At 63.7% G+C, this 22,373-nt stretch carries 21 protein-coding genes and 1 pseudogene; 11 read left to right on the plus strand and 11 right to left on the minus strand.

The features are described 5' to 3' along the window. Nucleotides 1-216 precede the first annotated feature (216 nt). The 3 genes from O7B34_RS21745 to O7B34_RS21755 all read right to left on the minus strand — a co-directional run bounded on the left by O7B34_RS21745 (nucleotide 217) and on the right by O7B34_RS21755 (nucleotide 3,526). Nucleotides 217-1,581, minus strand: a complete 1,365-nt coding sequence (locus O7B34_RS21745) for an Nramp family divalent metal transporter (RefSeq protein WP_337148024.1) — start codon at nucleotides 1,579-1,581, stop codon at nucleotides 217-219. A 264-nt stretch (nucleotides 1,582-1,845) separates the two neighbouring features. Further along, nucleotides 1,846-3,375 (minus strand): FAD-dependent monooxygenase, encoded by a 1,530-nt coding sequence (locus tag O7B34_RS21750; RefSeq protein WP_337148025.1) that lies wholly within the window; start codon nucleotides 3,373-3,375, stop codon nucleotides 1,846-1,848. Continuing rightward, nucleotides 3,362-3,526, minus strand: a complete 165-nt coding sequence (locus O7B34_RS21755; RefSeq protein WP_337148027.1) for a hypothetical protein — start codon at nucleotides 3,524-3,526, stop codon at nucleotides 3,362-3,364. Before O7B34_RS21755 ends, O7B34_RS21750 begins: the two co-directional genes overlap by 14 nt. Before the next feature lie 84 nt (nucleotides 3,527-3,610). On the opposite strand from O7B34_RS21755, the gene mntR reads away from it, so the two are divergent. The 3 genes from mntR (at nucleotide 3,611) to O7B34_RS21770 (ending at nucleotide 5,209) form a co-directional block, all read left to right on the plus strand. Beyond that, the gene (gene mntR, locus O7B34_RS21760; protein WP_027145749.1) at nucleotides 3,611-4,060 is read left to right on the plus strand and encodes a manganese-binding transcriptional regulator MntR; all 450 of its coding nucleotides are present in this window, start codon (nucleotides 3,611-3,613) and stop codon (nucleotides 4,058-4,060) included. Between the two features lie 100 nt (nucleotides 4,061-4,160). Next, nucleotides 4,161-4,349: a hypothetical protein gene (locus tag O7B34_RS21765; protein WP_337139849.1), complete on the plus strand. Its 189-nt coding sequence runs from the start codon at nucleotides 4,161-4,163 to the stop codon at nucleotides 4,347-4,349. Between the two features lie 26 nt (nucleotides 4,350-4,375). Continuing rightward, the gene (locus O7B34_RS21770; RefSeq protein ID WP_337148029.1) at nucleotides 4,376-5,209 is read left to right on the plus strand and encodes an alpha/beta fold hydrolase; all 834 of its coding nucleotides are present in this window, start codon (nucleotides 4,376-4,378) and stop codon (nucleotides 5,207-5,209) included. 53 nt (nucleotides 5,210-5,262) lie between these two features. Here O7B34_RS21770 and O7B34_RS21775 read toward each other — a convergent pair whose 3' ends face one another. Continuing rightward, the gene (locus tag O7B34_RS21775; protein WP_337148031.1) at nucleotides 5,263-7,332 is read right to left on the minus strand and encodes a hypothetical protein; all 2,070 of its coding nucleotides are present in this window, start codon (nucleotides 7,330-7,332) and stop codon (nucleotides 5,263-5,265) included. Between the two features lie 198 nt (nucleotides 7,333-7,530). On the opposite strand from O7B34_RS21775, the gene ypfJ reads away from it, so the two are divergent. Then, on the plus strand, nucleotides 7,531-8,451 hold the full coding sequence (gene ypfJ, locus O7B34_RS21780) for a KPN_02809 family neutral zinc metallopeptidase (RefSeq protein ID WP_337148032.1): 921 nt from the start codon (nucleotides 7,531-7,533) through the stop codon (nucleotides 8,449-8,451). 155 nt (nucleotides 8,452-8,606) lie between these two features. Next, nucleotides 8,607-9,872, plus strand: a complete 1,266-nt coding sequence (locus O7B34_RS21785) for a TCR/Tet family MFS transporter (RefSeq protein ID WP_337148034.1) — start codon at nucleotides 8,607-8,609, stop codon at nucleotides 9,870-9,872. A 165-nt stretch (nucleotides 9,873-10,037) separates the two neighbouring features. Here the strand turns inward: O7B34_RS21785 and carA are convergent, their stop codons facing one another. Continuing rightward, nucleotides 10,038-11,243, minus strand: a complete 1,206-nt coding sequence (gene carA / locus O7B34_RS21790) for a glutamine-hydrolyzing carbamoyl-phosphate synthase small subunit (protein WP_337148035.1) — start codon at nucleotides 11,241-11,243, stop codon at nucleotides 10,038-10,040. Between the two features lie 275 nt (nucleotides 11,244-11,518). On the opposite strand from carA, the gene O7B34_RS21795 reads away from it, so the two are divergent. After that, the gene (locus O7B34_RS21795) at nucleotides 11,519-11,968 is read left to right on the plus strand and encodes a GatB/YqeY domain-containing protein (RefSeq protein ID WP_127279693.1); all 450 of its coding nucleotides are present in this window, start codon (nucleotides 11,519-11,521) and stop codon (nucleotides 11,966-11,968) included. A 65-nt stretch (nucleotides 11,969-12,033) separates the two neighbouring features. Here the strand turns inward: O7B34_RS21795 and O7B34_RS21800 are convergent, their stop codons facing one another. Further along, complete coding sequence (locus O7B34_RS21800; RefSeq protein ID WP_337148037.1) at nucleotides 12,034-12,951, minus strand: LysR family transcriptional regulator; 918 nt, start codon at nucleotides 12,949-12,951, stop codon at nucleotides 12,034-12,036. Nucleotides 12,952-13,050: 99 nt separating this feature from the next. Here O7B34_RS21800 and O7B34_RS21805 point away from each other — a divergent pair. After that, nucleotides 13,051-13,843 (plus strand): annotated as a pseudogene (locus tag O7B34_RS21805) (alpha/beta fold hydrolase). 25 nt (nucleotides 13,844-13,868) lie between these two features. On the opposite strand, the gene O7B34_RS21810 reads toward O7B34_RS21805, so the two are convergent. Then, on the minus strand, nucleotides 13,869-14,852 hold the full coding sequence (locus tag O7B34_RS21810; protein ID WP_337148188.1) for a hypothetical protein: 984 nt from the start codon (nucleotides 14,850-14,852) through the stop codon (nucleotides 13,869-13,871). A 370-nt stretch (nucleotides 14,853-15,222) separates the two neighbouring features. Between O7B34_RS21810 and O7B34_RS21815 the strand changes: the two genes are divergently transcribed. Together O7B34_RS21815 and O7B34_RS21820 are read left to right on the plus strand one after the other, a co-directional pair. After that, entirely contained in the window at nucleotides 15,223-15,933 is a 711-nt protein-coding gene (locus O7B34_RS21815; protein ID WP_337148038.1) for a DNA helicase, read from the plus strand. 51 nt (nucleotides 15,934-15,984) lie between these two features. Continuing rightward, on the plus strand, nucleotides 15,985-16,542 hold the full coding sequence (locus tag O7B34_RS21820; RefSeq protein WP_337148039.1) for a GNAT family N-acetyltransferase: 558 nt from the start codon (nucleotides 15,985-15,987) through the stop codon (nucleotides 16,540-16,542). Nucleotides 16,543-16,544: 2 nt separating this feature from the next. On the opposite strand, the gene O7B34_RS21825 is transcribed toward O7B34_RS21820, so the two are convergent. The 4 genes from O7B34_RS21825 to O7B34_RS21840 all read right to left on the minus strand — a co-directional run bounded on the left by O7B34_RS21825 (nucleotide 16,545) and on the right by O7B34_RS21840 (nucleotide 20,891). After that, nucleotides 16,545-17,582 carry a DmpA family aminopeptidase gene (locus O7B34_RS21825; protein WP_337148040.1) on the minus strand — a complete coding sequence of 346 codons (1,038 nt, stop codon included), beginning with the start codon at nucleotides 17,580-17,582 and terminating at the stop codon, nucleotides 16,545-16,547. A gap of 1 nt (nucleotide 17,583) precedes the next feature. After that, entirely contained in the window at nucleotides 17,584-18,768 is a 1,185-nt protein-coding gene (locus O7B34_RS21830) for an MFS transporter (RefSeq protein ID WP_337148041.1), read from the minus strand. Between the two features lie 115 nt (nucleotides 18,769-18,883). Next, a complete protein-coding gene (locus tag O7B34_RS21835; protein ID WP_337139860.1) occupies nucleotides 18,884-19,093 on the minus strand; it encodes a DUF2061 domain-containing protein in 210 nt (69 codons plus the stop codon). A gap of 133 nt (nucleotides 19,094-19,226) precedes the next feature. After that, entirely contained in the window at nucleotides 19,227-20,891 is a 1,665-nt protein-coding gene (locus O7B34_RS21840) for a Na/Pi cotransporter family protein (protein WP_337139861.1), read from the minus strand. A gap of 380 nt (nucleotides 20,892-21,271) precedes the next feature. On the opposite strand from O7B34_RS21840, the gene O7B34_RS21845 reads away from it, so the two are divergent. Next, nucleotides 21,272-21,652, plus strand: coding sequence for an RcnB family protein (locus O7B34_RS21845; protein WP_337148043.1), 381 nt, complete (start codon nucleotides 21,272-21,274; stop codon nucleotides 21,650-21,652). 249 nt (nucleotides 21,653-21,901) lie between these two features. Beyond that, complete coding sequence (locus tag O7B34_RS21850) at nucleotides 21,902-22,267, plus strand: helix-turn-helix transcriptional regulator (RefSeq protein WP_337148045.1); 366 nt, start codon at nucleotides 21,902-21,904, stop codon at nucleotides 22,265-22,267. Nucleotides 22,268-22,373 lie beyond the last annotated feature (106 nt).

Genomic DNA, 22,373 nt, shown 5'->3' on the forward strand with positions numbered 1-22,373 from the left:
AGCTGGCCAAATAGCGGTAGGGAGTACATGCCTTGGAACGAAGCCGATCGAGAACGATATAATATGGTGCGTGAGCGCTATACAAGCGGCGCGGTCGCCAATATCGGCGCGCACGAGGGCACAATCGAATAGGCCCTCGCCTTGATGCAAATTGCCTTCGTTGCAATACTGTTGCGCAGACCGGGCTATGATGGATCTTAATTTCGAGTCAGGTTCTTAGCCAGCCCCGGACATGGTGTCGTAGAGCAGCTTGAAATTGAGCGCCAGGATGATGGCCGCGACCACCCAGGCCAATGCCGCCACGCCGCGCGGGATGGCGAGGTTGCCCATCTTCTTCTTGTCGGAGACGAACTGCACCAGCGGGATGACCGCGAAGGGCAGCTGCATGGACAGGATCACCTGACTGAACACCAGCAGCTGGCCGGTGCCCTTCTCGCCATAGAGCGCGGTGACGACCACCACCGGAACGATGGCCAGGCCGCGCGTCAAAAGACGCCGTGCCCAGCTGGGGATGCGCAGGCGCAGAAAACCTTCCATGATGATCTGGCCGGCCAGCGTCGCCGTCACCGTCGAGTTGAGGCCCGAGGCCAGCAGTGCCACGGCAAACAGGATCGAGGCGATGCCCAAGCCAAGCAGCGGCGACAGGAGCTGGAAGGCCTGGTCGATCTCGGCGACATGATGGTGGCCGGTGTCGTGGAAGGCGACCGCCGCGACGATCAGGATGGCGGCGTTGACGAACAGTGCCAGCATCAGGGCGATGGTGGAGTCCATCGTCGCCCATTTGATGGCATCGCGCTTGCCCGGGTCGGTGCGTTCATAGGCGCGGGTCTGCACGATCGAGGAATGCAGATAGAGATTATGCGGCATCACCGTTGCGCCAATGATGCCGATGGCGATGTAGAGCATCGCCGGGTTGGTGACGATCTCGGAGGACGGCACGAACATCGAATGCAGGATCGTGCCGGCCGGCGGGGCGGCAACGAAGATCTGGATGGCAAAGCAGCTGAAGATGATGATCAGAAGCGCGACGACGAAGGCCTCCAGATAGCGGAAACCCTTGTTCATCAAGAGCAGCACCAGGAAAGCGTCGAGCGCTGTGAGAATGGCGCCGCCGATCAGCGGGATGCCGAACAAAAGCTGCAGCGCGATCGCGGTGCCGATCACCTCGGCGAGGTCGCAGGCGATGATGGCGAGCTCGCAGGCGATCCACAGCACGAAGTTGACCGGGCGCGGGTAGTAAGCGCGGCAGGCCTGGGCGAGGTCGCGGCCGGTGGCGATGCCAAGCCGCGCGGCCAGCGCCTGCAGCAGGATCGCCATCAGGTTGGACAGCATGATGATGAACAAAAGCGTGTAGCCGAACTGGGCGCCGCCGGCGAGGTCGGTCGCCCAGTTGCCCGGGTCCATATAGCCGACCGAGACCATGTAGCCCGGGCCCATGAAGGCGAAAAGCCGGCGGAACCAGACCCCTGACGTCGGCACCTCGATGGTGGAATTGACCTCGCGCAGGCTGGGCTGATCGTCTTCCTCCCGTCTGGCGAACCGCCATGCGGACCGGGGGGCTGTGACGTCTGCTTCCAACATGAAAAGGCTTTCCGCGGCTTCCGGAGGATCCCCATAAGCTATGCCATGGCTCAACATTATGCAATAGGCTATATTTCATTGTCGGGGCTTTTTATCCCGGCATTTTACCGGAGGTGGCGGACAACCAATCGGATTCGGTATCCGAGCCGCAGGATCGCCTAGGGCCGGATGATTTCAGGTCGGTTGACCTGAAATCTGAATCCGCCTCTAACTCAAAGAGATAGAGGCGGATGTCGTCCGAAAGCCGCTTCACGGCATCATGCCCTAGCGCGCGCTTCCGACAGAAAGTCCTCTACCACTGCAATACCGCTCGAGCGCATCGACCGAAGCCTTGGGATCGGCGAGCGCCACATAGGTGTCGGGCCGCAGGAGATAGAGCGCATCACGGGCCAGCCCCGCCTCTTCATAGGCAGGCCGCCAGTCGAAGATGTTCAGCGGAACCCGATGGCGCTCGCACCATGACCTGACGTCCTCGCTGGCGACGCCGTAGATGTGGATCTGCCATTGCGTGGCGGCGAGAGAGGCAAAATTGTCCAATCCATCGACCGGGGCCCAAGGCAACCGCTCGCCGCCGCGCACTTCGCCCGCGGATCCCTCGCTGAGAGGGCTTTGGCGATAGTTGAGGGTGATCTGCGAAACAGTCCGGAAGATGAATTCGCGAACCCGGTCGATGCCGAGGATCCTGGGCACGACAATCGGCGCGATCCGGGTGCGCACGAGGTCGGCGATGCGCCCGTCGGCAGTGACGAAGGTGAAGATGCGATCGGTGGTGGCAACGAGGCGTCTGGCGAAAGCGATGCGCTCGATTTCATAGCTGTCGAGCAGGGCATCGGGCGCCTGCGCCGCGAGCACGGAAGACAGTTTCCATGCAAGGTTGATCGCGTCCCCGATCCCGGTGTTCATCCCCTGTCCGCCGACCGGACTGTGGATATGCGCCGCGTCGCCCAGCAGGAATGCGCGACCCCTGCGGAATTGACCGGCTACGCGGTGGTGAACGTGGTAGGTCGAAAACCAGTTCACCTTTTCGATCTTGATCTTGAGGCTTTCGATCGCCTGGCTGCTGACGTCGTCGAACGTCAGCGTGCCGGCCTGATCCGCGCGCTCGTCCCGGACCGTGCCGATCAGCCGAGCGCGGCGCGTGTCCGCCAGAGGAAAGATCGCCAGGAAGTCGGCTTCGTCCAGATCGACATGCAATTCGCCATTGATCGCTTCACCGGATGCCTCGATATCGGCGACGTAAAAAAGTTCGCGGTAGGTGCCACCGGAAAAACCGGCCGATATCGTCTCGCGCACCACGGAATGCGCGCCGTCACAACCCGCCAGATAGCTGAACTCGGCGGTCTCCTCGCCATGTTCGCCCCGCAGGCGGGCGACAATGTGGTCGCCGTGGTCGGTGAAATCATGCAATTCGGTCCGCCGCTCGACGGTGACCCCCAATTGTCCGAGCCGTTCGACCAGAAGGCGTTCGTGCTCGTCCTGCGGAAAGATTTGCAAAAACGAATAGGGCGATAGATCCTCACCGATCGCCGCGAACGGCACGCGCGCCTCCGCTTTGCCCCGCACCCACAGGTTGGCGGCGCGCACCTTGTGGCCGCGCGCGATCACGGCATCGGCCAGATCGAGTTGACGGTAGAGCTCGAGCGTGTGCGCGGCAACGGCCAAGGCGCGCGACGTCGTGCCCGGCCCGGCGGTCTTGTCTATGATGCGGACGCCGACACCCAGCTTGGTGAGCCAAAGCGCCAGCACCAGGCCTGTTGGGCCGGCCCCTACGATCAGAACGTCACTGCGGGTCATGTTTTTCTCCCTGGCGGTGATTGCAGTCGCGCGGCTTCAGATCAGCAACTCCAAATATGGCCACGGGAGTCGCGGACAATGCCACCTTCTCATCCATGGCATGGAGGAGGAACGTCGTCCCAAAGCGCGTCGCCCGCTTGCCGATCGACAAACATGCCTCCAAATAAACGGCCTGAAGAATCAGAGCCCGTGCTATAAAAGCAGCGACGGCTAAACTTCCGAGGAGGAGCGCGCATTGGCGCTGAAGAACAGACCGGTCCCGCGTGAGCCGTTGCTCGATGCCGATATCCATTCGGAAGGGTTCCGGCAGACGCGCGAAGCGCGCCGCAGCGCGCTGGTCGAGGATTATGTCGAGCTGATCGCCGACCTGATCGAGGACGGCAACGAGGCGCGCCAGGTCGACATCGCCGCTCGCCTCGGCGTCGCCCAGCCGACGGTGGCCAAGATGCTGACGCGGCTCTGCGCCGACGGGCTGGTGTCGCGAAAACCCTATCGCGGCGTGTTCCTGACCGAAGCCGGCCGCAAGGTCGCGGAGGAAAGTCGCATTCGCCACCAGACGGTGGAAGCCTTCCTGCGCTCCCTCGGCGTCAGCGCCGAGACGGCGCGCATCGACGCCGAGGGCATCGAGCACCATGTCAGCGCCGAGACGCTGGAAGCGTTCCGCAAGGCGATGACGGCCCGCTGAAGCACTCAATGTCGATCTGTCGAACGTTAGCCGCTGGAACCGTCGGCGCTTATGCGCGTTGGCTCTCATCGCGCGCTTGTTGCGCGCCAGGGAGGAAGCCATGGGCATCGAGCAGGCACCGACCGCAAAAGGCAAGCAGGCAGCCACAGGACTGAAACAGGCGGCCGCCAGGGACGAGCGCAAGACCGAAGCCGAAACGGGACATCCGCTGAAGAAAGGCGCCGATCGTTTCGAGGAACGCTCGAAAAGCTCGGACGGCAAGAGCGCCGGTGCCAAGCAGAAAGAGTAGGCGGCGGTAATTCCGGATCGATGCAGATGACGATCGAGTGGCGCCCGCCCGAACGCTTTGTCTTTCAAGGACATTCCATCGCCTGGGGCGTGATGGGGGAAGGACCGCCCGCCGTCGTTCTCCATGGCACGCCCTTCTCCTCGGTCGAGTGGCGCCGTATAGCGCCATGGCTCGCCAAGCAGCGACGCGTCCACTATTTCGACATGCTTGGCTATGGCTGGTCGGACAAGCCGGACAGCGACGTGTCGCGCGGCATCCAGAACGAATTGTTCGCGGCCCTCCATGCCCACTGGAAGCTGGAACGGCCCGATGTGGTCGCGCATGATTTCGGCGGATCGACCGCTCTGCGCGGTCATCTGCTCAACGGGTTGGATTTCCGCTCGCTGGTGCTGATCGATCCGGTGGCGATCAGCCCGCAAGGCTCGCCGCTCGTCCAGGCGGCCAAACAGAACGAGAAGGTTTTTGCCGGGCTGCCCGCCTATGTCCACGAAGCGATCTTGCGCGCCTATATCAACGGCGCGACTTACAATCCGCTACGCAAGGACGAGATGCAGGCCTATCTGCGTCCATGGCTTGGCGACGAGGGCCAGAAGGCATTCTGGAGGCAAGTCGCACAGATGGATGACAAATACACCGAGGAGGTGGAGTGGCGATATGGCGAAATCCGGTGTCCGGTCACCATCCTGTGGGGCGACAATGACGATTGGATCCCGGTAAAGGACGGCCGGGAGCTGGCGCGGCGCATTCCCGGCGCGACGTTTGAGACAGTTCCCAATGCCAAGCATCTCGTCCAGGAAGACGCGCCAGAAGCGATCGCCGCTACGGTCCTTCAGTTCTGGCGGAGCATGGAAGCCGGCTAGGACTGTTCGGAAGGAAGGTTTACTCCGGGGCTGTTGTCCAGTCCCCGGACGGCTCACTCGCTGACATCCTGTTTCCAGCTGCGCGGATGGCCGTCGACGCGGAACTGGAAGATGAAATAGGGCGGGATGCAGGTGCCTTCGCCAGGCTTGGCCTCGGGTAGATCCTCATAGCCGGCGGTGCAGATATAGTCTTCGCGGCAGGGATGCGCCTTGTCACAGGCGCGCAGGCCGGCGGTCTTGGTGAATTCCCTGGTGCAGAATTTATGGTCCTTGCCGGACGCGATGCAGTCGTTGAAGCCGGTCTTGGCGAGACGACCGCAACTTGCCTCGTCGGGGAGCTTGTCGCAGCTCGCCTTGCGCAGCATGCCGCCGGGAAAGCCGCCGGTCTTCTGGTCGGGATTGTCGTAGCGCTGGCGTGCCGCGCCATAGCCGGCGAGCTTCACCACCGGCTTCTTGTCGCGCGCCTGGTCGATGCCACAATCCTTGGCGGTGGCGGGCGACAGGCGGCAATACCGGTCGCTGCCCCAGGTCGACATCCTGATCTCGCCGAATTCCACGGGGTCGCCGACCGCAATGCCTTTTTCGCTGACACAGGTGCCGAAGCCTGGATGAATGGCGCTTTCATGCACGCCGGCGCAGCGCAGGCCGGCACCGCAGGTCCAGCCCTTGAAGCTTTCATCCTCGCCGCGATAGCAGATCGAGCCCCAGCCATTGTAGAGGTCGGTGCCCTTCAGCGCCTCGGCGTAGCGGGCATCGGGACGGGCGGCGAAGCCCCTGGTGAAATCCGGGTGGTCGCCGGCGGCGAATTGCTCGACGATGGCGCGGCGGCGCGGCAGGTCGGCGAAGAAGACGGCAGAGCCGGGCACGAAGACGGCGTTGCGGCGCGGCTCGCTGGCCGGATCGGCGCCGGTGTAGTGGAAGCCGGCGATGCCATGCGTCTGGTGGCAGCCGGTGCAGGACATCTCATTGAGGCGCAGATTGAAGCCGGCGACCGATTTGATGGTGGCGAGCGTGTTGCCCCTGGCGACATAGTCCTTCAGCGCCTTGTCGATGTCGGCGTCGTCGACCAATCCATAGACGATGTTGTTCTGCGACCGGCTCAGGCCGCCGGGCGCCACCGACACAGCGCTCCTGGCCAGGAATTTCTCGTCGACCACCAGCCGGCCATGGTCGAGGTCATAGATGTTGCGGTCGGTGAGCAGCCATTTGGCGAAGGCTGGCCTGTCGGCCAGCACGGTTGACCGGTCGATCTCGTTTTCCATCCTGGCTTCATAGAAGCTCGAAATGGCCGGATCCCATTTGAAGATCTTCAGGAGATACTCGGCATGGCCGCCGAAATCGCGCCGTGTGGAAGCCGACAGCCTGAGCACCTGCATGTTGAGCTCGATCCGCATGATCTGCGAGGAATTCAGCATGGCGCCCGACAGCGGGCCTTCGTCGGAGCGCAGCCAGGCGGCGAGCTGTTCCGGCGGCAGGTCCTTTCGACCGGCGGCCAGCCAGCGCCGGGCGACGTCCGCGCAGGACGCGTCGGTGGCGCTGGGCAGGTCCTTCGAAGCGCGGGGCTGCGCCTTCCCGGGCTTGGCGTTGAAGACCAGGCTCATGGTCAACGGCAGGCGGGAGGAGATGCGCTGGCCGGACTTGCCCTTCACCGGTTTTTCCTCGACCGAATAGTGGAAGCGGTAGATCAGCCGGATCTCGCCGCACTCGGTGTGGCCGAGATAACCTCGGTCCATGCGGTTGACGACGCCGGTCAGGTCGAGCGTCGAGCCGTCGTCGTCGATGTACTTGGGATTGAATTTCTGGCTGGTGTCGTTCGATTTCGCCATGGCCGCGACATAGGGGTCGGGGCTGGTCTTCGGCTCATCTGCGATCTCGCGCTTGACGGTGTCGCGCACCGTGGCCAGCGCCGGCACCGAAAACAGGCCGCGATTGTCGACGTCGCGGGTGAGGCCGAGGGCGGGGCCGAGCAAGCGGCTGATCGACAGGCCGCCACGCTCCAGCGCCTGCAAGGTGGCGGGATCGGTGACGGCGACGCTGGAATCGAGCGTGACGGCGCCGGCATTTTCAAGCCCGGGGCACAGCAGCGCCGCCAGCAGCGACAGGAAACCCCCGATCGTCCTCAAGCCTCGAACCCCTCCCCACGTCAGCGATGCTACAGGCCTTGTGCGCTCCCGGCCAGTGCGGTGAAACGGCGATGCCAGGGCTGCCATGCCCATGAAAAATGCTGTGACTTGGAGCAGCCGTTGCGATAATTGTTTGGTGGATCAGGCTGGCCGAGAGATCGGCAGGTCAATCGGAAATTTGCATCGCGGGGAATTGCCATGCTCTGGAGAGGCCGTCGTCAGAGTGACAATATCGAGGACGACCGCAGCGATGGTGGCGGCGGGATCGGTGGTGGTGGCGGCCAGTTCCGCATCCCGATCGGTGGCCGCGCCGGTGGCGGCGGCAGCATATTCCTCGTCATCCTGGTGGTGCTGGCCGGTTGGTATTTCGGCTTCGATCCCTCGGCAATCCTGGGCGGCGGCGACGGCGGCCTGCTGCCGGGTGGTGGCGGCCAGATATCAGACAATAGTGGCAGCCAGGACAGCGGCGGCACACCCGCCAATGACGAGATGAAGCAGTTCGTGGCGACCGTGCTCGCCGAGACCGAGGACACCTGGACCGGCATCTTCAAGTCGCAAGGCCTGACCTATGAGGACCCCAAGCTGGTGCTGTTTTCCGGCCAGGTCCGCTCGGCCTGCGGTTTTGCTTCCGCCGCGGCCGGACCGTTCTATTGTCCGGGCGACCACAAGGTCTATCTCGACATGACCTTCTTCCAGCAGCTCGACCAGCAGTTCGGCGCTTCAGGCGAGTTCGCCCGTGCCTACGTCATCGCGCATGAGGTCGGTCACCACGTGCAGAACCTCACCGGCATCATGGGCAAGTTCAACCAGATGCGCCAGGGCATGAGCGAAGCCGATGCCAACCAGCTGTCGGTGCGCATCGAGCTGCAGGCCGACTGCTTCGCCGGCGTGTGGGCACACTACACCGGGCAGAAGGGCATATTGGAGCAGGGCGACTTCGAAAGCGCGCTGAACGCGGCCAAGCAGATCGGCGACGATACGCTGCAGAAGAAGATGCAGGGCTATGTCGTGCCGGAAAGCTTCAACCACGGCACCTCGCAGCAGCGGCAGACCTGGCTGACGCGCGGCTACAAGAGCGGCAAGCTGTCGGACTGCAACACGATGAGTGGTTCGCTCTAAGCAGTCGTTTTCGGATAAGGACCTGGCGGCAAGACGCCGTCAGGGAGTGTCAGGATCAAAGCTTCCTGCCTGTTCCCGCATTGTTCCTTTCCGCCGGCTCGCCTATAAGGTGCGTCCGCCCGCGCCCCAGGGCGGCCAGAGGAGCTTGACCCACCATGATCGACCCCAAGACCGCCAGGCGGGGCCTCGCGCTTGTTTTCACCACGCTGCTGCTCGACATTATCAGCTTCGGCATGATCATGCCGGTGCTGCCGGCCTTTCTCAGGGAACTGACCGGCGTCGGCATCAGCGAAGCGGCGATCGAGGGCGGCTGGCTGTTCTTCGTCTATGCGGCCATGCAGTTCTTCTTCGCGCCCATCATGGGCGGCCTGAGCGACCGGTTCGGACGGCGGCCGATCCTGCTCGCCTCGGTGCTGACCTTTTCCATCGACAATTTGATCTGCGCGATCGCCTGGTCCTATCCGATGCTGTTCATCGGACGTGTGCTGGCCGGCATTTCGGGCGCCAGCTATTCGACGACGTCGGCCTTCATCGCCGATATTTCGAACGACGAGAACCGGGCGAAGAATTTCGGCCTGCTCGGCATTGCGTTCGGCGTCGGTTTCGTCATCGGGCCGGTGCTGGGCGGCCTGCTCGGCACGTTCGGCCCGCGCGTGCCGTTCTTTTGCGCCGCCGGGCTGGCCTTCGTTAACTTCCTGATCGCGATGTTCTTCCTGCCCGAAACGCTCGATGAAAAGCATCGCCGCCGCTTCGAGTGGAAACGTGCCAACCCGGTCGGCACGCTCCTGCAGATGCGCCAGTATCAGGGTATCGGCTGGATCGGGCTGGTCTTCTTCCTGATGACGCTCGGCCACATGATGTATCCGGCGGTGTGGTCGTTCGTCTCCAATTACCGCTATGGCTGGAGCGAGCAGCAGATCGGCTTCTCGCTCGGCGCCTTCGGCCTGTGCGGCGCGATCGTCATGGGCACGGTGCTGCCGCGCGTCATCCCCAGGCTCGGCGAGTGGAGGACGGCGGTCATCGGCCTGACGTTCACGGCGGCCAGCGCCTTCGGCTATGCCTTCGCCTCGCAAGGCTGGATGGTCTACGCGGTGATCGTCGTCGGCTGCCTGGAAGCGCTGGCCGATCCGCCGCTCAGAAGCCTCGCCGCCGCCAAGGTCCCGCCTTCGGCACAGGGCGAACTGCAAGGCGCGATGACCTCGATCTTCTCGATCACCTCGATCATCACGCCGCTGCTCTATACCGCGATCTTTTCCTGGTTCACCGGGCCAAGCGCGCCCGTCACCTTCGGCGGCGCGCCCTATCTAGTCGGCGCGTGCTTCCTGATGCTGGCGGTCATCGTCTTCGTCACCAAGGTGGCAAGACCGTCGCCACTCAGCAGCACCTCGACCGATGTGGCCGAGGATGGAGCACAGGCATGACGGTCGCATTCGCGCTGACCACGGATGGCGTGTCGTCGGCGCCGGCGATCTTGCGATCGTTTCCATCGGCTTGCGGCCATGGTCAAGGCACTGGAGATCAGCCTCGACCGCCAGCAATGGTCCGCCATCCTGGGGACGGGCGAGGGGCAGCGCTGACGGATCGAGTCAAGCCCTTTCCACCAGCAATTCCTCGCCGCGCTTCTGGCGGATCAGGTTGACGAAGCGGCGGAACAGATAGTGCGAATCCTGCGGGCCGGGCGAGGCCTCGGGGTGATGCTGGACCGAGAACACCGGACGGCCGGTCAGCGCGATGCCGCAGTTCGAGCCGTCGAACAGCGAGACATGGGTTTCCTCGACGCCCGCGGGCAGCGAGTCGGCATCGACGGCAAAGCCATGGTTCATCGAGACGATCTCGACCTTGCCTGTCGTGTGATCCTTCACCGGATGATTGGCGCCGTGATGGCCCTGGTGCATCTTGGCGGTCTTGCCACCCAGCGCCAGCGCCAGCATCTGATGGCCGAGGCAGATGCCGAACACCGGAATGTCGGTCTTGAGCAGGTCCTGGATGACCGGCACGGCATAGTCGCCGGTGGCTTCCGGATCGCCGGGGCCGTTGGAGAGGAAGATGCCGTCCGGCTGCATGGCGAGGATTTCTTCCGCGTCGGTCTTGGCGGGAACGACGGTGACCTTGGCGCCGAGGCCGGCAAGCAGCCGCAAGATGTTGCGCTTGACGCCGTAGTCTATGGCGACGACATGCAGCGAAGGCTCGGCCTGTTCGCCAAAGCCCTCGTTCCACACCCAGGGCGTCTCGCGCCAGACCGAGGACTGGCCCGACGTGACCTGCTTGGCGAGATCGAGCCCGATCAGGCCCGACCATGCGGCGGCGCGCCGCTTCAGATCGTCGAGGTCGAAGACGCCGTCCGGCGCATGCGCGATGACGGCGTTGGGCATGCCCTTTTCGCGGATCAGCGCGGTGAGCGCGCGAGTGTCGATGCCCGAGAGCGCGACGATGCCGCGCTTCTTCAGCCACTGGTCGAGGTGGCCGGCGGTGCGATAATTGGACGGGTTGGTGACATCGGCCTTGAAGACAGCGCCGACAGCGCCGGCGCGGGCGGCCGGGTTGAGATCTTCGATGTCCTCGCCATTAGTGCCGATGTTGCCGATATGCGGGAAGGTGAAGGTGACGATCTGGCCGGCATAGGACGGGTCGGTGAGGATTTCCTGGTAGCCGGTGAGTGCGGTGTTGAAGCAGACTTCGGCGACGGCGGAGCCGGTGGCGCCGAGGCCGCGACCCTCGATGACGGTACCGTCCGCCAACACCAGAAGGGCGGTCGGCTTTTCAGTGGCCCAGGCGGGCGTCATCTCGGCCATGGCGGCACTCCTATCAGGCCGCGCGCTTCCATAGCCCGGCGGGCCTTCGCGCGGCAAACGGCGCGAAGCGGCGAATTCGCGGCCTCCACGCACCCAAGCTTCAGTTCATGCAAGGCCCAGTACATAGGGGAAGGGGGCAGGGCGGTCAATGATCATGCGAAATGCCGCCGCGATTTATTTCATTGAGGAATATCATAGACTTGCCCTGGCATATCAGGGTTTGCGTTGACTTGCTCCCGGCGCTATTGTCCGCGCCGACCGAAGGAGAGAGAGCAATGCGCGCGAAAATCGCCGAATCCCTGAAGACCGCGATGAAGGCGCAGGACAAGCACCGGTTGCCGACATTGCGGCTGATCCAGGCCGCCATCCACGACCGCGACATCGCCAATCGCGGTGCCGGCAAGGACCCCGCCAGCGACGAGGAAATCCTGCAGATCCTGGCCAAGATGGTGAAGCAGCGCGAGGAATCGGCCAAGGCATTCGAGGACGGCAAGCGGCCGGAACTGGCGGCGCAGGAACGCGGCGAGATGGAGATCATCCGCGGCTTCCTGCCGACGCAGCTCGACGATGCGGCAGTCACGGCGGCGGCGCGCGAGGCAATTGCCGCGACCGGTGCGGCCAGCCAGAAGGACATGGGCAAGGTGATCGCCGCGCTGAAGCAGAAATATGCCGGCCAGATGGATTTCGGCAAGGCGAGCGGCATCGTCAAGGGGTTGTTACAGTAGGGCTTTTTACCGTCGCGTCAGCGGCTTCCAACACGGCCCATTCGACGCCAAGCCGCGGCTCGCTACTAGGCCCGAGGCTCCAACGCGCGGCGCAATGCCGGCGCTTCCTGCTGGATATGGTCCCACAGGCGGTTGGCGATCGGCCCGTGCGGCCGGTCGCGGCGGCGCGCCACCACCAATTCGTCGGTGCGGCCCGGCAGATGACTGCCGGCAATGGATAGTAGCCGTCCGCCGCGCAGCTCTTCCGCGATCAGGAAGTGGGGCAGGTGGCCCCAGCCGAGCCCTTGCAGGATAATCTCCTTCTTCATCGCTTGATCGGGGACCAGGCATTGCGGCGCGCCCTCGACCACGAAATAGTCCTGTCGTGGCGAATGCAGGGCGGTGTCGCGCATCACGCATTGGGTGAACGCCTGCATCTTCTCCAGTGTGATCGGTCGTTCGAGGCGCTCGGGCAGGAAGCCCGGCGCCACCACGGGAATGAACGGCACCTTGCTGAGGTCGATCCATTCGACCCGTACGTCGCCCTTGTCGATCCAGTGCAGGATGAGATCGGCCTTGTCGTCGAAAAGGCGCTCCCACGGGCCACCGACGGCTTCGAAATGGAGATGCAGCCGGGTGGCGGGACACCGGGCGAAGAACCGTCCGAGCATGCCCAGCACCTCCGGGCGCGGGCAGAGGTCGCCGATCACGACGTGGATTTCGCTTTCCTCGCCCATCGACAGCTGGGCGGCATGGACGCGCAGGCCCTCCAGTTCGCGCAGCAGCTGATGCGCGCGACGGTGGAACGACAGCCCCGCTTCGGTCGCACGCACACGGTAGCCGCTGCGATCCAGCAGGACGAGGTCGAGCTGGCGTTCGAGCCTGGCGACGGCGGCGAACACCGCCGGATGCGAGCGGTGGAGCATGGCCGCGGCCGGCTGAAAGCCGCCGGTGCGGATCACGGCGTCGAAGCACTGAAGGTCGTGCAAGGTGAATTCGGCCATGTCAGCTTTGATTACAGAGATTGTCCTATCTTTGTAATATCACCAAAACCCGGCCACAGCTACGCTTTGCCTCATTCAACGTTCCAGGAGGATTTCATCATGAGTGAGCTGAATTTCGTGACTGTCGGCGACGGCACGCGCATCGCCTACCGCTTCGACGGCGATGCCGGGAAGCCTGTGCTGGTGCTGTCAAACTCGATCGCCACCACGCTGCATATGTGGGATGGGCAGATCGACGAACTGTCCAGGCATTTCCGCGTTCTGCGCTACGACTTTCGCGGCCATGGCGGGTCGAGCACGCCAGTCGGCGCCTATTCACTCGACCGGCTTGGCCGCGACGTGATCGAACTCATCGAAGCGCTCGGCCTTGGGCGCGTGCATTTCCTCGGCCTGTCTCTGGGCGGTTTCGTCGGGCAGTGGCTCGGCATCCACGCGCCCGAGCGGATCGACCGGCTGATCCTAAGCAACACCTCGTCCCATCTCGGGCCGGCAAGTTATTTCGACGAGCGGATTGCCGTCGTGCGACAGGCGCCGGACATGTCGGAAACCGCCGACGTGTTCCTCAACAACTGGTTCCCCGCCGACATGGTGGCGGCCAACGAACCCGTCATCGAGGAATTCCGCGCTATGCTGCTTGCGATCGACCGGCAAGGCCTGGCCGGTCTGTTTCGCGGCGGTTCGCGACGCCGACCTTCGCCGCACGGTGGCGCTGATCTCCCGGCCGACACTGGTGATCGCCGGCGAGCACGACACGGTGACGGCCCCGAGCCATAGCGAGCTGATCGCGGCTGCGGTGCCCGGCGCGAAGCTTGTCGTGCTGCCCGCGGTCCACCTGTCGAACGTGGAATACCCCGCCGAGTTCGTGCAGGCCGTGCTCGATTTCCTGCGCTGAGCCGGAGCAGGGCCGTGGGTACGTCTCACGGCCCCTTGCAGATCGGCAGCGGCTGCGCAGGTGGTGCGGGATGATCCTTCTTGTATTGGGCGATGACAGGCTCGAGCATTTTTCGCGGCCAGAATTTCGGCTTGCCGATTTCCTTCAGGCAGGATGCGTTCCAATAGGTACCTGAAGCGGAATGGCCGCCGGCAACGGAGGCGATATCGCGCGATTCCGGATAGATGTAGAGCGTCGTCGGATTGTCCTTCACCATCGAGATGAGTTGCGCGGCATCGGCCGGCGACCAGCTGGTGCAGCCATTGCTGCGGCCGCCGGCATAGTCCACCAGCTTGCCGAACGGTACGAAGCCGTCATGGTCGGCATAGGCGCTGTTCGGGGTCTTGCGCATGCACATGCCGCGCAGCACTTGCGCCGCGTGGCCGCCGATCACGCGCTGCCTTGCGTTGGCGGCTTCGCCTTCGCCGTCGAACTGGATGAAGGTGCGCTGGAAAGCCACGTCCTGTTTCGCGCCGGTGCGATAAAAGCCCTTGAACGAGGTTTTCGCTTCGCTGGTCATGTAGCCGCCGCCGGCGGTCAGTTCCGAATCCATGGCATTGCCGAAGTTCTTCGCGCAGCGCCTGCCGTTCGAAAAATCCACGGTGCCTTTCAGGTTCCGGCCGCCGCCGTGACCCGACGAAATCGCGCGAAACGATTGGCTGGCTTCGCACACGACATAGTAGCGGCGCCCGAGCACGCCATTGCCCAGGTCGCCGGGGCGGGTGGCATCCATGGCGAAGTAGCAGGGGTTGCTGACGGCGCCCTGCGCCACCTTCTTCAGGTAAAGCGTGCGCGCCCGCTCCAGCACCACTTGTGAGATCTGGCCATCGCCGTTGCCGACATGGGCCTCCAGCCAGGCCGGAACGGCCGATGGCGCGGCAAAGGACCGGGCCGATGCCATCAAGGCAATGATGACGACAAGAAGGCTGAGGGTGACGACGACACCCAGCGGGACAGATCTCAACCGCACCGTACCCATTCTCCTGTCCCTTTGTGATTCCCCGCGGAATCACCAGAGGACGATCATAAGACGCGGCGCGTCATCAGGCGAAACACATCTTGTTTAGCGCGTCGGCAAGTATGCGCGAAGAGACCAGGCCGACGCGCAACCATCCATAAGCTGCCATGCTGGGCCAAGGCTTGGGGCGGAGGCCTGCAAACGACCCCGATTTTCGATCCCGCCCGGATTGCGCTATCATCTGATTCTGGCGCGGCCCACGCCTCCTCCCTCCGCCGGGAAAGCATCATTCATGCGGGGCCATCCAATCACTGAACCGACTGTTTTGAGCACCAGGCATAAGGAGGGGTTGCAAAAACTGCTCGCACCAGGAGGTTTTGCGATGAGGCTATCTTGGCCCGTCTATCATTTGAAGCGTCAAGCCAGGCTGTTGTCCCGCAAGGACAAGATTCCGCTGCACGAAGCGCTTGACCGCATTGCAGCACAAGAAGGTTTTGCGAGCTGGAGCCTGCTTGCGGCAAGGGCCGCCGTAACGGGACCCGCCAGCAGATTGTTTGCCCAGCTGGCGCCCGGTGACCTCGTGCTGGTCGGCGCGCGGCCGGGCCACGGCAAGACGCTGATGAGCCTGGAACTCGCGGTCGAGGCCATGAAGCGCGGCCGGCACAGTGTTTTCTTCACGCTGGAATATACGCAGGCCGACATTCTCGACCGATTCCACGCGATCGGGGTCGCGCCGCGGCAATTCGAGGGCCGGTTCGAATTCGACAGTTCCGATGCCATCTCGGCCGAATACATGGTGGCGAGGCTGGCTTCGGCTTCGCCCGGCACGCTGGTGGTGATCGACTACCTGCAATTGCTTGACCAGAAGCGAGAAAATCCGGATCTGATGACGCAGATACGCAGGCTGCGATTGTTCGCGCGAGACAGGGGACTTATCCTGGTCTTCATCGCGCAGATCGACCGTTCGTACGAATTGTCGGGAAAACCTATCCCCGATATCGGCGACATCAGGCTGCCCAATCCGCTCGACCTGTCGCTGTTCAGCAAGACCTGCTTCCTGAACAAGGGAGAGATCCGCTTCCAGCCGGCTTGAGCGCCCTGCTGTCGAAGGTTATGCCTGTCTCGTTTTCAGGAGGCATCGATCATGATCGAGATCGTCAAACCCGGGCTTGAACATTTGCCGTCCTACAAGGCGGCGCTCGAGCGCGGCTGGTCGCCGGACAATGTGCGGCTCCTGGAGGCGACGCGCGAGCACCTCGCGGCCATAGAAGAAAATCCCATGGCGTTCCTCGCCGAGCTCGATGATCCCGAGGCCAAAGGGCCGCCCATCGCCTTGCCCGACGGCACGCAGGTGCCGCGCCTGCCGGGCTTCCGCCGCTGGATCTGGGACGGCGAGGCATCGGGCTCGATCGGCTTTCGCTGGCAGAAGGGCACGGCGGAACTGCCGCCGCACGTGCTTGGCCATATAGGCTACGCGGTGGTGCCGTGGAAGCGGCGGCGCGGCTACGCCACCGAAGCGTTGCGGCTGATGCTGGACGAGGCGAGGGCGGTGGGCCTGCCCTATGTCGAGATCACCGCCAAGCCGGGCAATCCGGCCTCGCACAAGGTGATCCTGGCCAATGGCGGCAAACTCGTCGAGCGCTTCTTCGAGGACGCCGCCTATGGCGGGGTGGAGAGCCTTCGGTTCCGGATCGAGCTGTAGGCCTATCGCCTTTCGGCCTGATCACGCAGCCAGTCGGCGAGCGATGCGCGGTGCGCGCCGGCCCTGCCGGTGAAAGCCTCGGCGGACAGCATGGAGTTCAGCACGGCCTCCTGCGTCGCTTCCGCCGCCGCCCGGAAGAGAATGTCGATGCGTGCTTCGTTGAGCGCGACCAGCGGCACCAGATCGCGGGTTTCATCGTGGTCGACCGGGTTGCCGGTGCTGAAGGCAATGGCTATGTCGCCGCTGCCATTGCCCCAGAAGGAGCCAAGCCTGGCGATGCCGGCCCCAGTGCGGCGCGCCACGCGCTCGAGTTGGCGGTGTTCGAGCGGCACGTCCGTCGCAAGAACGATCATGATCGAGCCGCGTTCGGCCTCGGCGTGCCGCCTGGGGTCGGGCCGGCGTCCATCGGGCAGGACGAGGTCGCCCGGCCTGCCGAAATTCGACAGGACGAGAATGCCAAGATGATGTTCGTCGCCAAGCGCGATCTTCCTGGAGGCCGAGCCTATGCCACCCTTGAAGCCGAAGCAGCTCATTCCGGTTCCGGCGCCGACATTGCCCTGCTCGACCGCGCCCTCACTGGCATCCGCCAACGCGGCAAGGGCATGCTCCTCCGATATCGCCAGGGCCTGGATGTCGTTCAGCGGACCGTCATTGCACTCACCGACCACCGGATTGACCGTTCCGGTGGTGCGGCCGATATCGGGGTTCTGGCGGATGGCGTCACGGATCAGCGCCGTGGCGCAGGTGCCGACCGAGAGCGTGTTGGTCAAGAGAACGGGCGTCTCGATGGTGCCGAGTTCCTGCACCTGCGTCAGCCCGACCGTCTTGCCGAAGCCGTTGATGACATGGCTTGCGGCCGTGACCTTCTTGCGGAACAGGTTTCCGCCATGCGGCAGGATCGCGGTCACGCCGGTGTTGATGTCGCCGTCGCGCAGCGTGCAGTGACCGACGCGCACGCCAGGCACGTCGGTGATCGCGTTGTGCGTGCCCGTCGGCAAGGTGCCGCAGGTCAGGCCGAAATCGGCGACAGTCCTTGCCATGTTATTCGGCGGCCGCCGGTACCGGCGGGCTGATGTCGCTGCGCCGTTCCCAAAGATGGGAGAGGACAGCCACAATCACGGCGACCAGCATGGCAAACGCGCCAACAGCCGGCAGGCTGCGATAGCCGTAGCCGGCATTGAGCATGGCGGCGCCGAGCGACGCGGCCAGCGCGATGCCGATATTGAAGCCAGACGGAATGAGCGAGGCGGCGAGGCCGGAGGCGTCGGCCGTCCAGGACAGGATGCGGGTCTGGATCGGGGTGCCGATGGCGAAGTTGAGACCGCCCCAGACGATGATCGCGACAACCATCGGCACGGGGTAGGGGCTGACGGCATAGATGACGGCCAGCGTCACCGCTTGCAGGGCGAGCATGGTGATCAGCGACGGCATCAGTTTCCAGTCCGACAGTTTGCCGCCGAGGAAGACGCCAATCGTGGCGCCGACGCCGTTGAGCAGCAGTACCCAGGGCACCAGGTTTTCGTCGAGCCCTGTCACCTCCAGCAGCGTCGGGGTGATGTAGGTGAACAGGCAGAACTGGCCGAGCATCAGCATCAGCATCAGGATCAGCGAGGTCCAGACCTGCTGGCGCGCCAGCACGCGGACCTCGCTGGCTAGGCTCGCCGCCTTGGCCTGATATCCGGTCGTGCGCGGCAACAGGGCCGCCATGGCCAGAGTTGCCGCCACGCCCAGTGCGCCCATCACCCAGAAGGTCGCGCGCCAGCCCCAGATGTTGCCGATGGCGGTGCCGGCCGGCACGCCGATGACGTTGGAGACGGTGAGGCCCGACAGGATGACGGCGACCGCCATGCCACGCTGATCCTTGCGCACCAGGCCGACGGCGACCACCATGGCGACGCCGAAATAGGCGCCATGCGCGACCGCCACGGCAATGCGCAGCAACAGCATCGAGGTGAAGTCGGGCGCCAGCGCGCAGGCCGCCTGGCCCAGGGTGAAGGCGACGGCGAGGCCGAGCAGCAAGGTCTTGCGCGGCAAGGACTTGGTGGCGAGCGCCAGCAGCGGGCCGCCGATGGCGATGCCGCAGGCATAGCCGGAGACGAGATAGCCGGCGGAGGGAACTGAAACGCCAAGCCCTTGCGCCACCTGCGGCAGCACGCCGGCGATGACGAATTCGGTGGTGCCGAAAGCGAAGGCGGCGATGAACAGGGCGATGAGCGGCAGCGACATGAGCAGAAACCCCCGAAATACAGGGCTCAAACCATGGATAGCCCGGGCAGGCAATCCAGAAATTGTCACGGTCGCTTTAGCTTTTCTTGACCAGATCCGTTGGGCACCGGTCCCGTCAGGTCACGGACTTACGTCCGTAAGGAACCTTCAGCCATGCCCGCTCGTGAAAATAATAAAGCAGCGACTTGGTGAAGACCTCCGTTACACCGATGGCGGCCGCAATCTTGATGCTTCCGGTAACCACCAGCGAGATGATCATCGTATCGATGGTGCCGGTCACGCGCCAGGAAAGCGCCTTGGCGAAACTGCGCGAATGGGTTTCCATCGATTTCCTCCCGGTAGAAACGGATTCTTAGCCGACGGATGGGTGAGTAAGCAAAGACTAATTTGGCCGTTCACGGCTGGAATGCCTACCCCTTGTTGCCAAGGTGGATGCCGCCGCGGCGAATCGTTGTCGCCTAGCTGGCCTTCAGCCGCGACCCCGTGAGCAGGCCACGCTCTTCCAGCACGGGATAGGCCATCGAGGCCAGCAGCGAGTTGATCTGCTTCAGGTCGCGGATGGTATCGAGGTGGATCGAACTGGTTTCGACGCTTTTGGCGGTGCCTTCGCGCAGCCGCAGGAAATGGCTGGCGCTGGTTTCCTTTTCGCGGTCGCGCAGCTGGTCCTTCTCCAGCACCAGCTGGCGTGCGGTTTCGGCATCGCGCGAGACCAGCACGTTGAAGGCAAGCCGGGCATTGGCCAGCACCGAGGCGTGGAAGGCGCACAATTCGCTCCAGCCTTCGTCGGTGAATTCCAGCCCGCGTTCGAATTTCTTCTTCACATGGACCAGCATGTTGCGCACGACGATGTCGCCGACCTGCTCGAGCTTGACGCAGGCGCCGATCAGCTCCTGGCAGCGCAGCGCCTCGTCTTCGGTCATCGGGTTCCTCGTGACCTTGGCGAGGTAGAGCTTTATGGCCGCGTGCCTGCGGTCGACACGGTCGTCGAGCGCCGCCAATGCCTTGATCTTGTCCGAGTCGGCGTCCTCATAGAGTTCGATGATGCGCTTGAGCATGATCTCGACCGTCTCGCAGACCCGCACCACTTCGCGTGTGGCGTTGGCCAGAGCCTGGCTCGGCACATCGAGCGCGCTTTCGTTGAGCGCCGACAGTTCGACGACGTCGAGCGTGGCGGCCGGCGCCGGCTTGGCTCCGAGTGCCACGATCCTTTCGGAGGCTCGGTAGACCAAACCGGCCAGCGGCAGGCCGGCGAGCAGGATGATCACGTTGAACAGGATATGGGCGTTGACGATCTGATCGGCCGCCGTCGGGCCGAGGAAGGCGACATGCGGCCGGAAGATCATGAACAGGATCAGCATGACCAGCGAGCCCAGCCCGCGCATCAGGAGGTTGCCGACCGGCACGACGCGGACTTCGGGGCTGGCCGAGCGTGTCAGCATCGGCGCGATGAGCGATGAACCGAGATTGACCCCAAGGATGAGGACGAGGCCGAGTTCGGGGCTGATCAGACCGCGGCCGGCCAGCGTGGCCATCAACAGCACCGCCGCGATGCTCGACTGGAACAGCCAAGTGATCATTGCCGCCAGCAGGTAGGCGGTGATGGAATCGCTGGAGAAGTAGTTGAGGATGACCGGCAGCAACTGGCTGTTGCGCAGCGGCTCGGACGCCTGGCCGATCATTTCGAGGGACAGGATCAAGAGGCCGATGCCGACCAGGATGCGGCCGATCTGGCGCCAGTCGCGCCGCTCGGTGGCCATGAACATCACCGTGCCTGATGTCAGGCAGAGCGGCACCAGCAGCGTGAGATCGAAGGTCAGCAGCTTGACCACCAGAGCCGAACCGATCTCGGCGCCACGCACGGCCAACTGGCCGGCGGCGCCCGAGACGATGCCGGAACCGGCGAAGGAGCCGACCAGCAAGGTGACGGCGGTCGAGCTTTGCAGCGCGATCGCAAGGCCGGTGCCGGCCAGCACCGCCATGATCGGATTGCGCATGGTGGCGCGCAGACGATGACGCAGCACGTCGCCATAGGCGCGTTCGACGCCGGTCTTGACCATGCGGGTGGCAAACAGCATCAGCGCGACCGCGCCGGCCAGATGCAGAAGGACGACCGAGCCGCTCATCGCCGCGCCTGCGCGCGGGCACGGCGCGCGCTGCGGGCAGCATGGCGACAGGGGGCGAAGACGAGAGCACGAATCATGGTCATGTCAGCCTTGGAATATAGCCGGAATATTTTAGCCGGATAATAAAAATTTGTCGATTTCAAGGGCCCGCCGCGAGGCGACAGCCGGTGTCGGAAAATGGACGGGCCCGCAAATGGTTGCATGGGCCTAAGCAGTGGATTCGGCCGGACCTGCGACGCTTTTGGCGCCCGTCTTTGCGATGATGTTCAAATCTTTGGATTAACTGGCGGAATTCATTACATAATTGTAATGCTAGCGTTCAGTTTCGGTTCATCCCCTGGCCGCTATTCCCCTGGCATCGACAACCAAGGAGACTTCTGATGAAACGCATTGTCCTTTCCGCTCTCGCCTTCTCGATGCTGGCCGCCACCTCGCTCTCCGGCCAGGCAGCGCCGATGAACGCGCCAGTGGCGCCGCAGTCGAACTATGCCAAGGTCGACTGGCAGAAGCCCGCCAACCGGGATGTCAAGAGGCGCGTCATCCAGAAGCGGTTCGTCCAGAAGAAGGTGATCGTGAAGCGGAACCACTGGCGCAACGGCCAGAAATATTCCGGCTGGAGGCAGCACCAGCCGATCCGCGACTATGGCCGCTATGGCCTGCATCGTCCCGGCCGCGGCCAGGAATGGATCCGCGTCGGCAATGACTATGTGCTGGTCGGCATCCTGTCCGGCGTCATCTTCGGTACGCTTGCCGCGCAGTAATCATCGACGATAGCCGGCATGTCGCCGGCCTTTCGATAGCAGGCGGCCCGCAAGGGTCGCCTTCTTTTTGGGCTCGTCCTATCCGGTCTCATGCCGACCCACCTTGCCGAAAAATATCACAATATGCGATATTTAGACGGTGAAGCGGGTCATACTTCTGCCCTTGGCGGCAAAAGCGTTGCGAAAGCATCGGGTCGATGCCGAGAGGATTTTATCGAAGATCGAAACCTATTCCAGGGAAATGCCGGGATGAACAACATCGCCTATGTCACGACGCCAGGTGGCGAGGAACTGGCCATCCTGCCTCGCAGCGAACTGGAAGCCCTTCGTGAATCGCTGGAGCATGCGCAGGCGCTTGGCGGGTTTCGTGCCGGGCAGATTCCCGGTCTTACGCCCGATGAAGCACGAGCACTTGTCGGCGCGGTCTCTCCGCTCGCTTTTTGGCGCAGATACCGCAAGCAGACCCAGGCCGTTCTCGCTGCCTCCGTGGGCGTGACCCAGAACTACCTTTCGGATATCGAGAACGGAAAGCGCGGTGGGGACGTCACGCTTTGGCTGCGGATTGCCCGTGCTCTCGAATTGCCGATCGAGAGTTTGGTCGACGACGGCGACTGACCGGCGGCACAGCGGGCTCGCCTTGCCCTGTGGAAACCGGGTATGGCCTCTATTGGGGGTCGTCTGAAATCGCGGGCATGGTTATATGGTGGCGAAACGAGTTCCC

This window comes from Mesorhizobium sp. Cs1299R1N3 (assembly GCF_037179625.1).
In the GTDB taxonomy this organism is placed as follows: domain Bacteria; phylum Pseudomonadota; class Alphaproteobacteria; order Rhizobiales; family Rhizobiaceae; genus Mesorhizobium; species Mesorhizobium salmacidum.

Bases quoted from the DNA above. Each gene is read 5' to 3' on its own strand.
- O7B34_RS21745 (WP_337148024.1), bottom strand. From the start codon at position 1,581: ATGTTGGAAGCAGACGTCACAGCCCCCCGGTCCGCATGGCGGTTCGCC.
- O7B34_RS21750 (WP_337148025.1), bottom strand. From the start codon at position 3,375: ATGACCCGCAGTGACGTTCTGATCGTAGGGGCCGGCCCAACAGGCCTG.
- O7B34_RS21765 (WP_337139849.1), top strand. From the start codon at position 4,161: ATGGGCATCGAGCAGGCACCGACCGCAAAAGGCAAGCAGGCAGCCACA.
- O7B34_RS21770 (WP_337148029.1), top strand. From the start codon at position 4,376: ATGACGATCGAGTGGCGCCCGCCCGAACGCTTTGTCTTTCAAGGACAT.
- ypfJ (WP_337148032.1), top strand. From the start codon at position 7,531: ATGCTCTGGAGAGGCCGTCGTCAGAGTGACAATATCGAGGACGACCGC.
- O7B34_RS21785 (WP_337148034.1), top strand. From the start codon at position 8,607: ATGATCGACCCCAAGACCGCCAGGCGGGGCCTCGCGCTTGTTTTCACC.
- carA (WP_337148035.1), bottom strand. From the start codon at position 11,243: ATGGCCGAGATGACGCCCGCCTGGGCCACTGAAAAGCCGACCGCCCTT.
- O7B34_RS21795 (WP_127279693.1), top strand. From the start codon at position 11,519: ATGCGCGCGAAAATCGCCGAATCCCTGAAGACCGCGATGAAGGCGCAG.
- O7B34_RS21800 (WP_337148037.1), bottom strand. From the start codon at position 12,951: ATGGCCGAATTCACCTTGCACGACCTTCAGTGCTTCGACGCCGTGATC.
- O7B34_RS21815 (WP_337148038.1), top strand. From the start codon at position 15,223: ATGAGGCTATCTTGGCCCGTCTATCATTTGAAGCGTCAAGCCAGGCTG.
- O7B34_RS21820 (WP_337148039.1), top strand. From the start codon at position 15,985: ATGATCGAGATCGTCAAACCCGGGCTTGAACATTTGCCGTCCTACAAG.
- O7B34_RS21825 (WP_337148040.1), bottom strand. From the start codon at position 17,582: ATGGCAAGGACTGTCGCCGATTTCGGCCTGACCTGCGGCACCTTGCCG.
- O7B34_RS21830 (WP_337148041.1), bottom strand. From the start codon at position 18,768: ATGTCGCTGCCGCTCATCGCCCTGTTCATCGCCGCCTTCGCTTTCGGC.
- O7B34_RS21835 (WP_337139860.1), bottom strand. From the start codon at position 19,093: ATGGAAACCCATTCGCGCAGTTTCGCCAAGGCGCTTTCCTGGCGCGTG.
- O7B34_RS21840 (WP_337139861.1), bottom strand. From the start codon at position 20,891: ATGAGCGGCTCGGTCGTCCTTCTGCATCTGGCCGGCGCGGTCGCGCTG.
- O7B34_RS21845 (WP_337148043.1), top strand. From the start codon at position 21,272: ATGAAACGCATTGTCCTTTCCGCTCTCGCCTTCTCGATGCTGGCCGCC.
- O7B34_RS21850 (WP_337148045.1), top strand. From the start codon at position 21,902: ATGAACAACATCGCCTATGTCACGACGCCAGGTGGCGAGGAACTGGCC.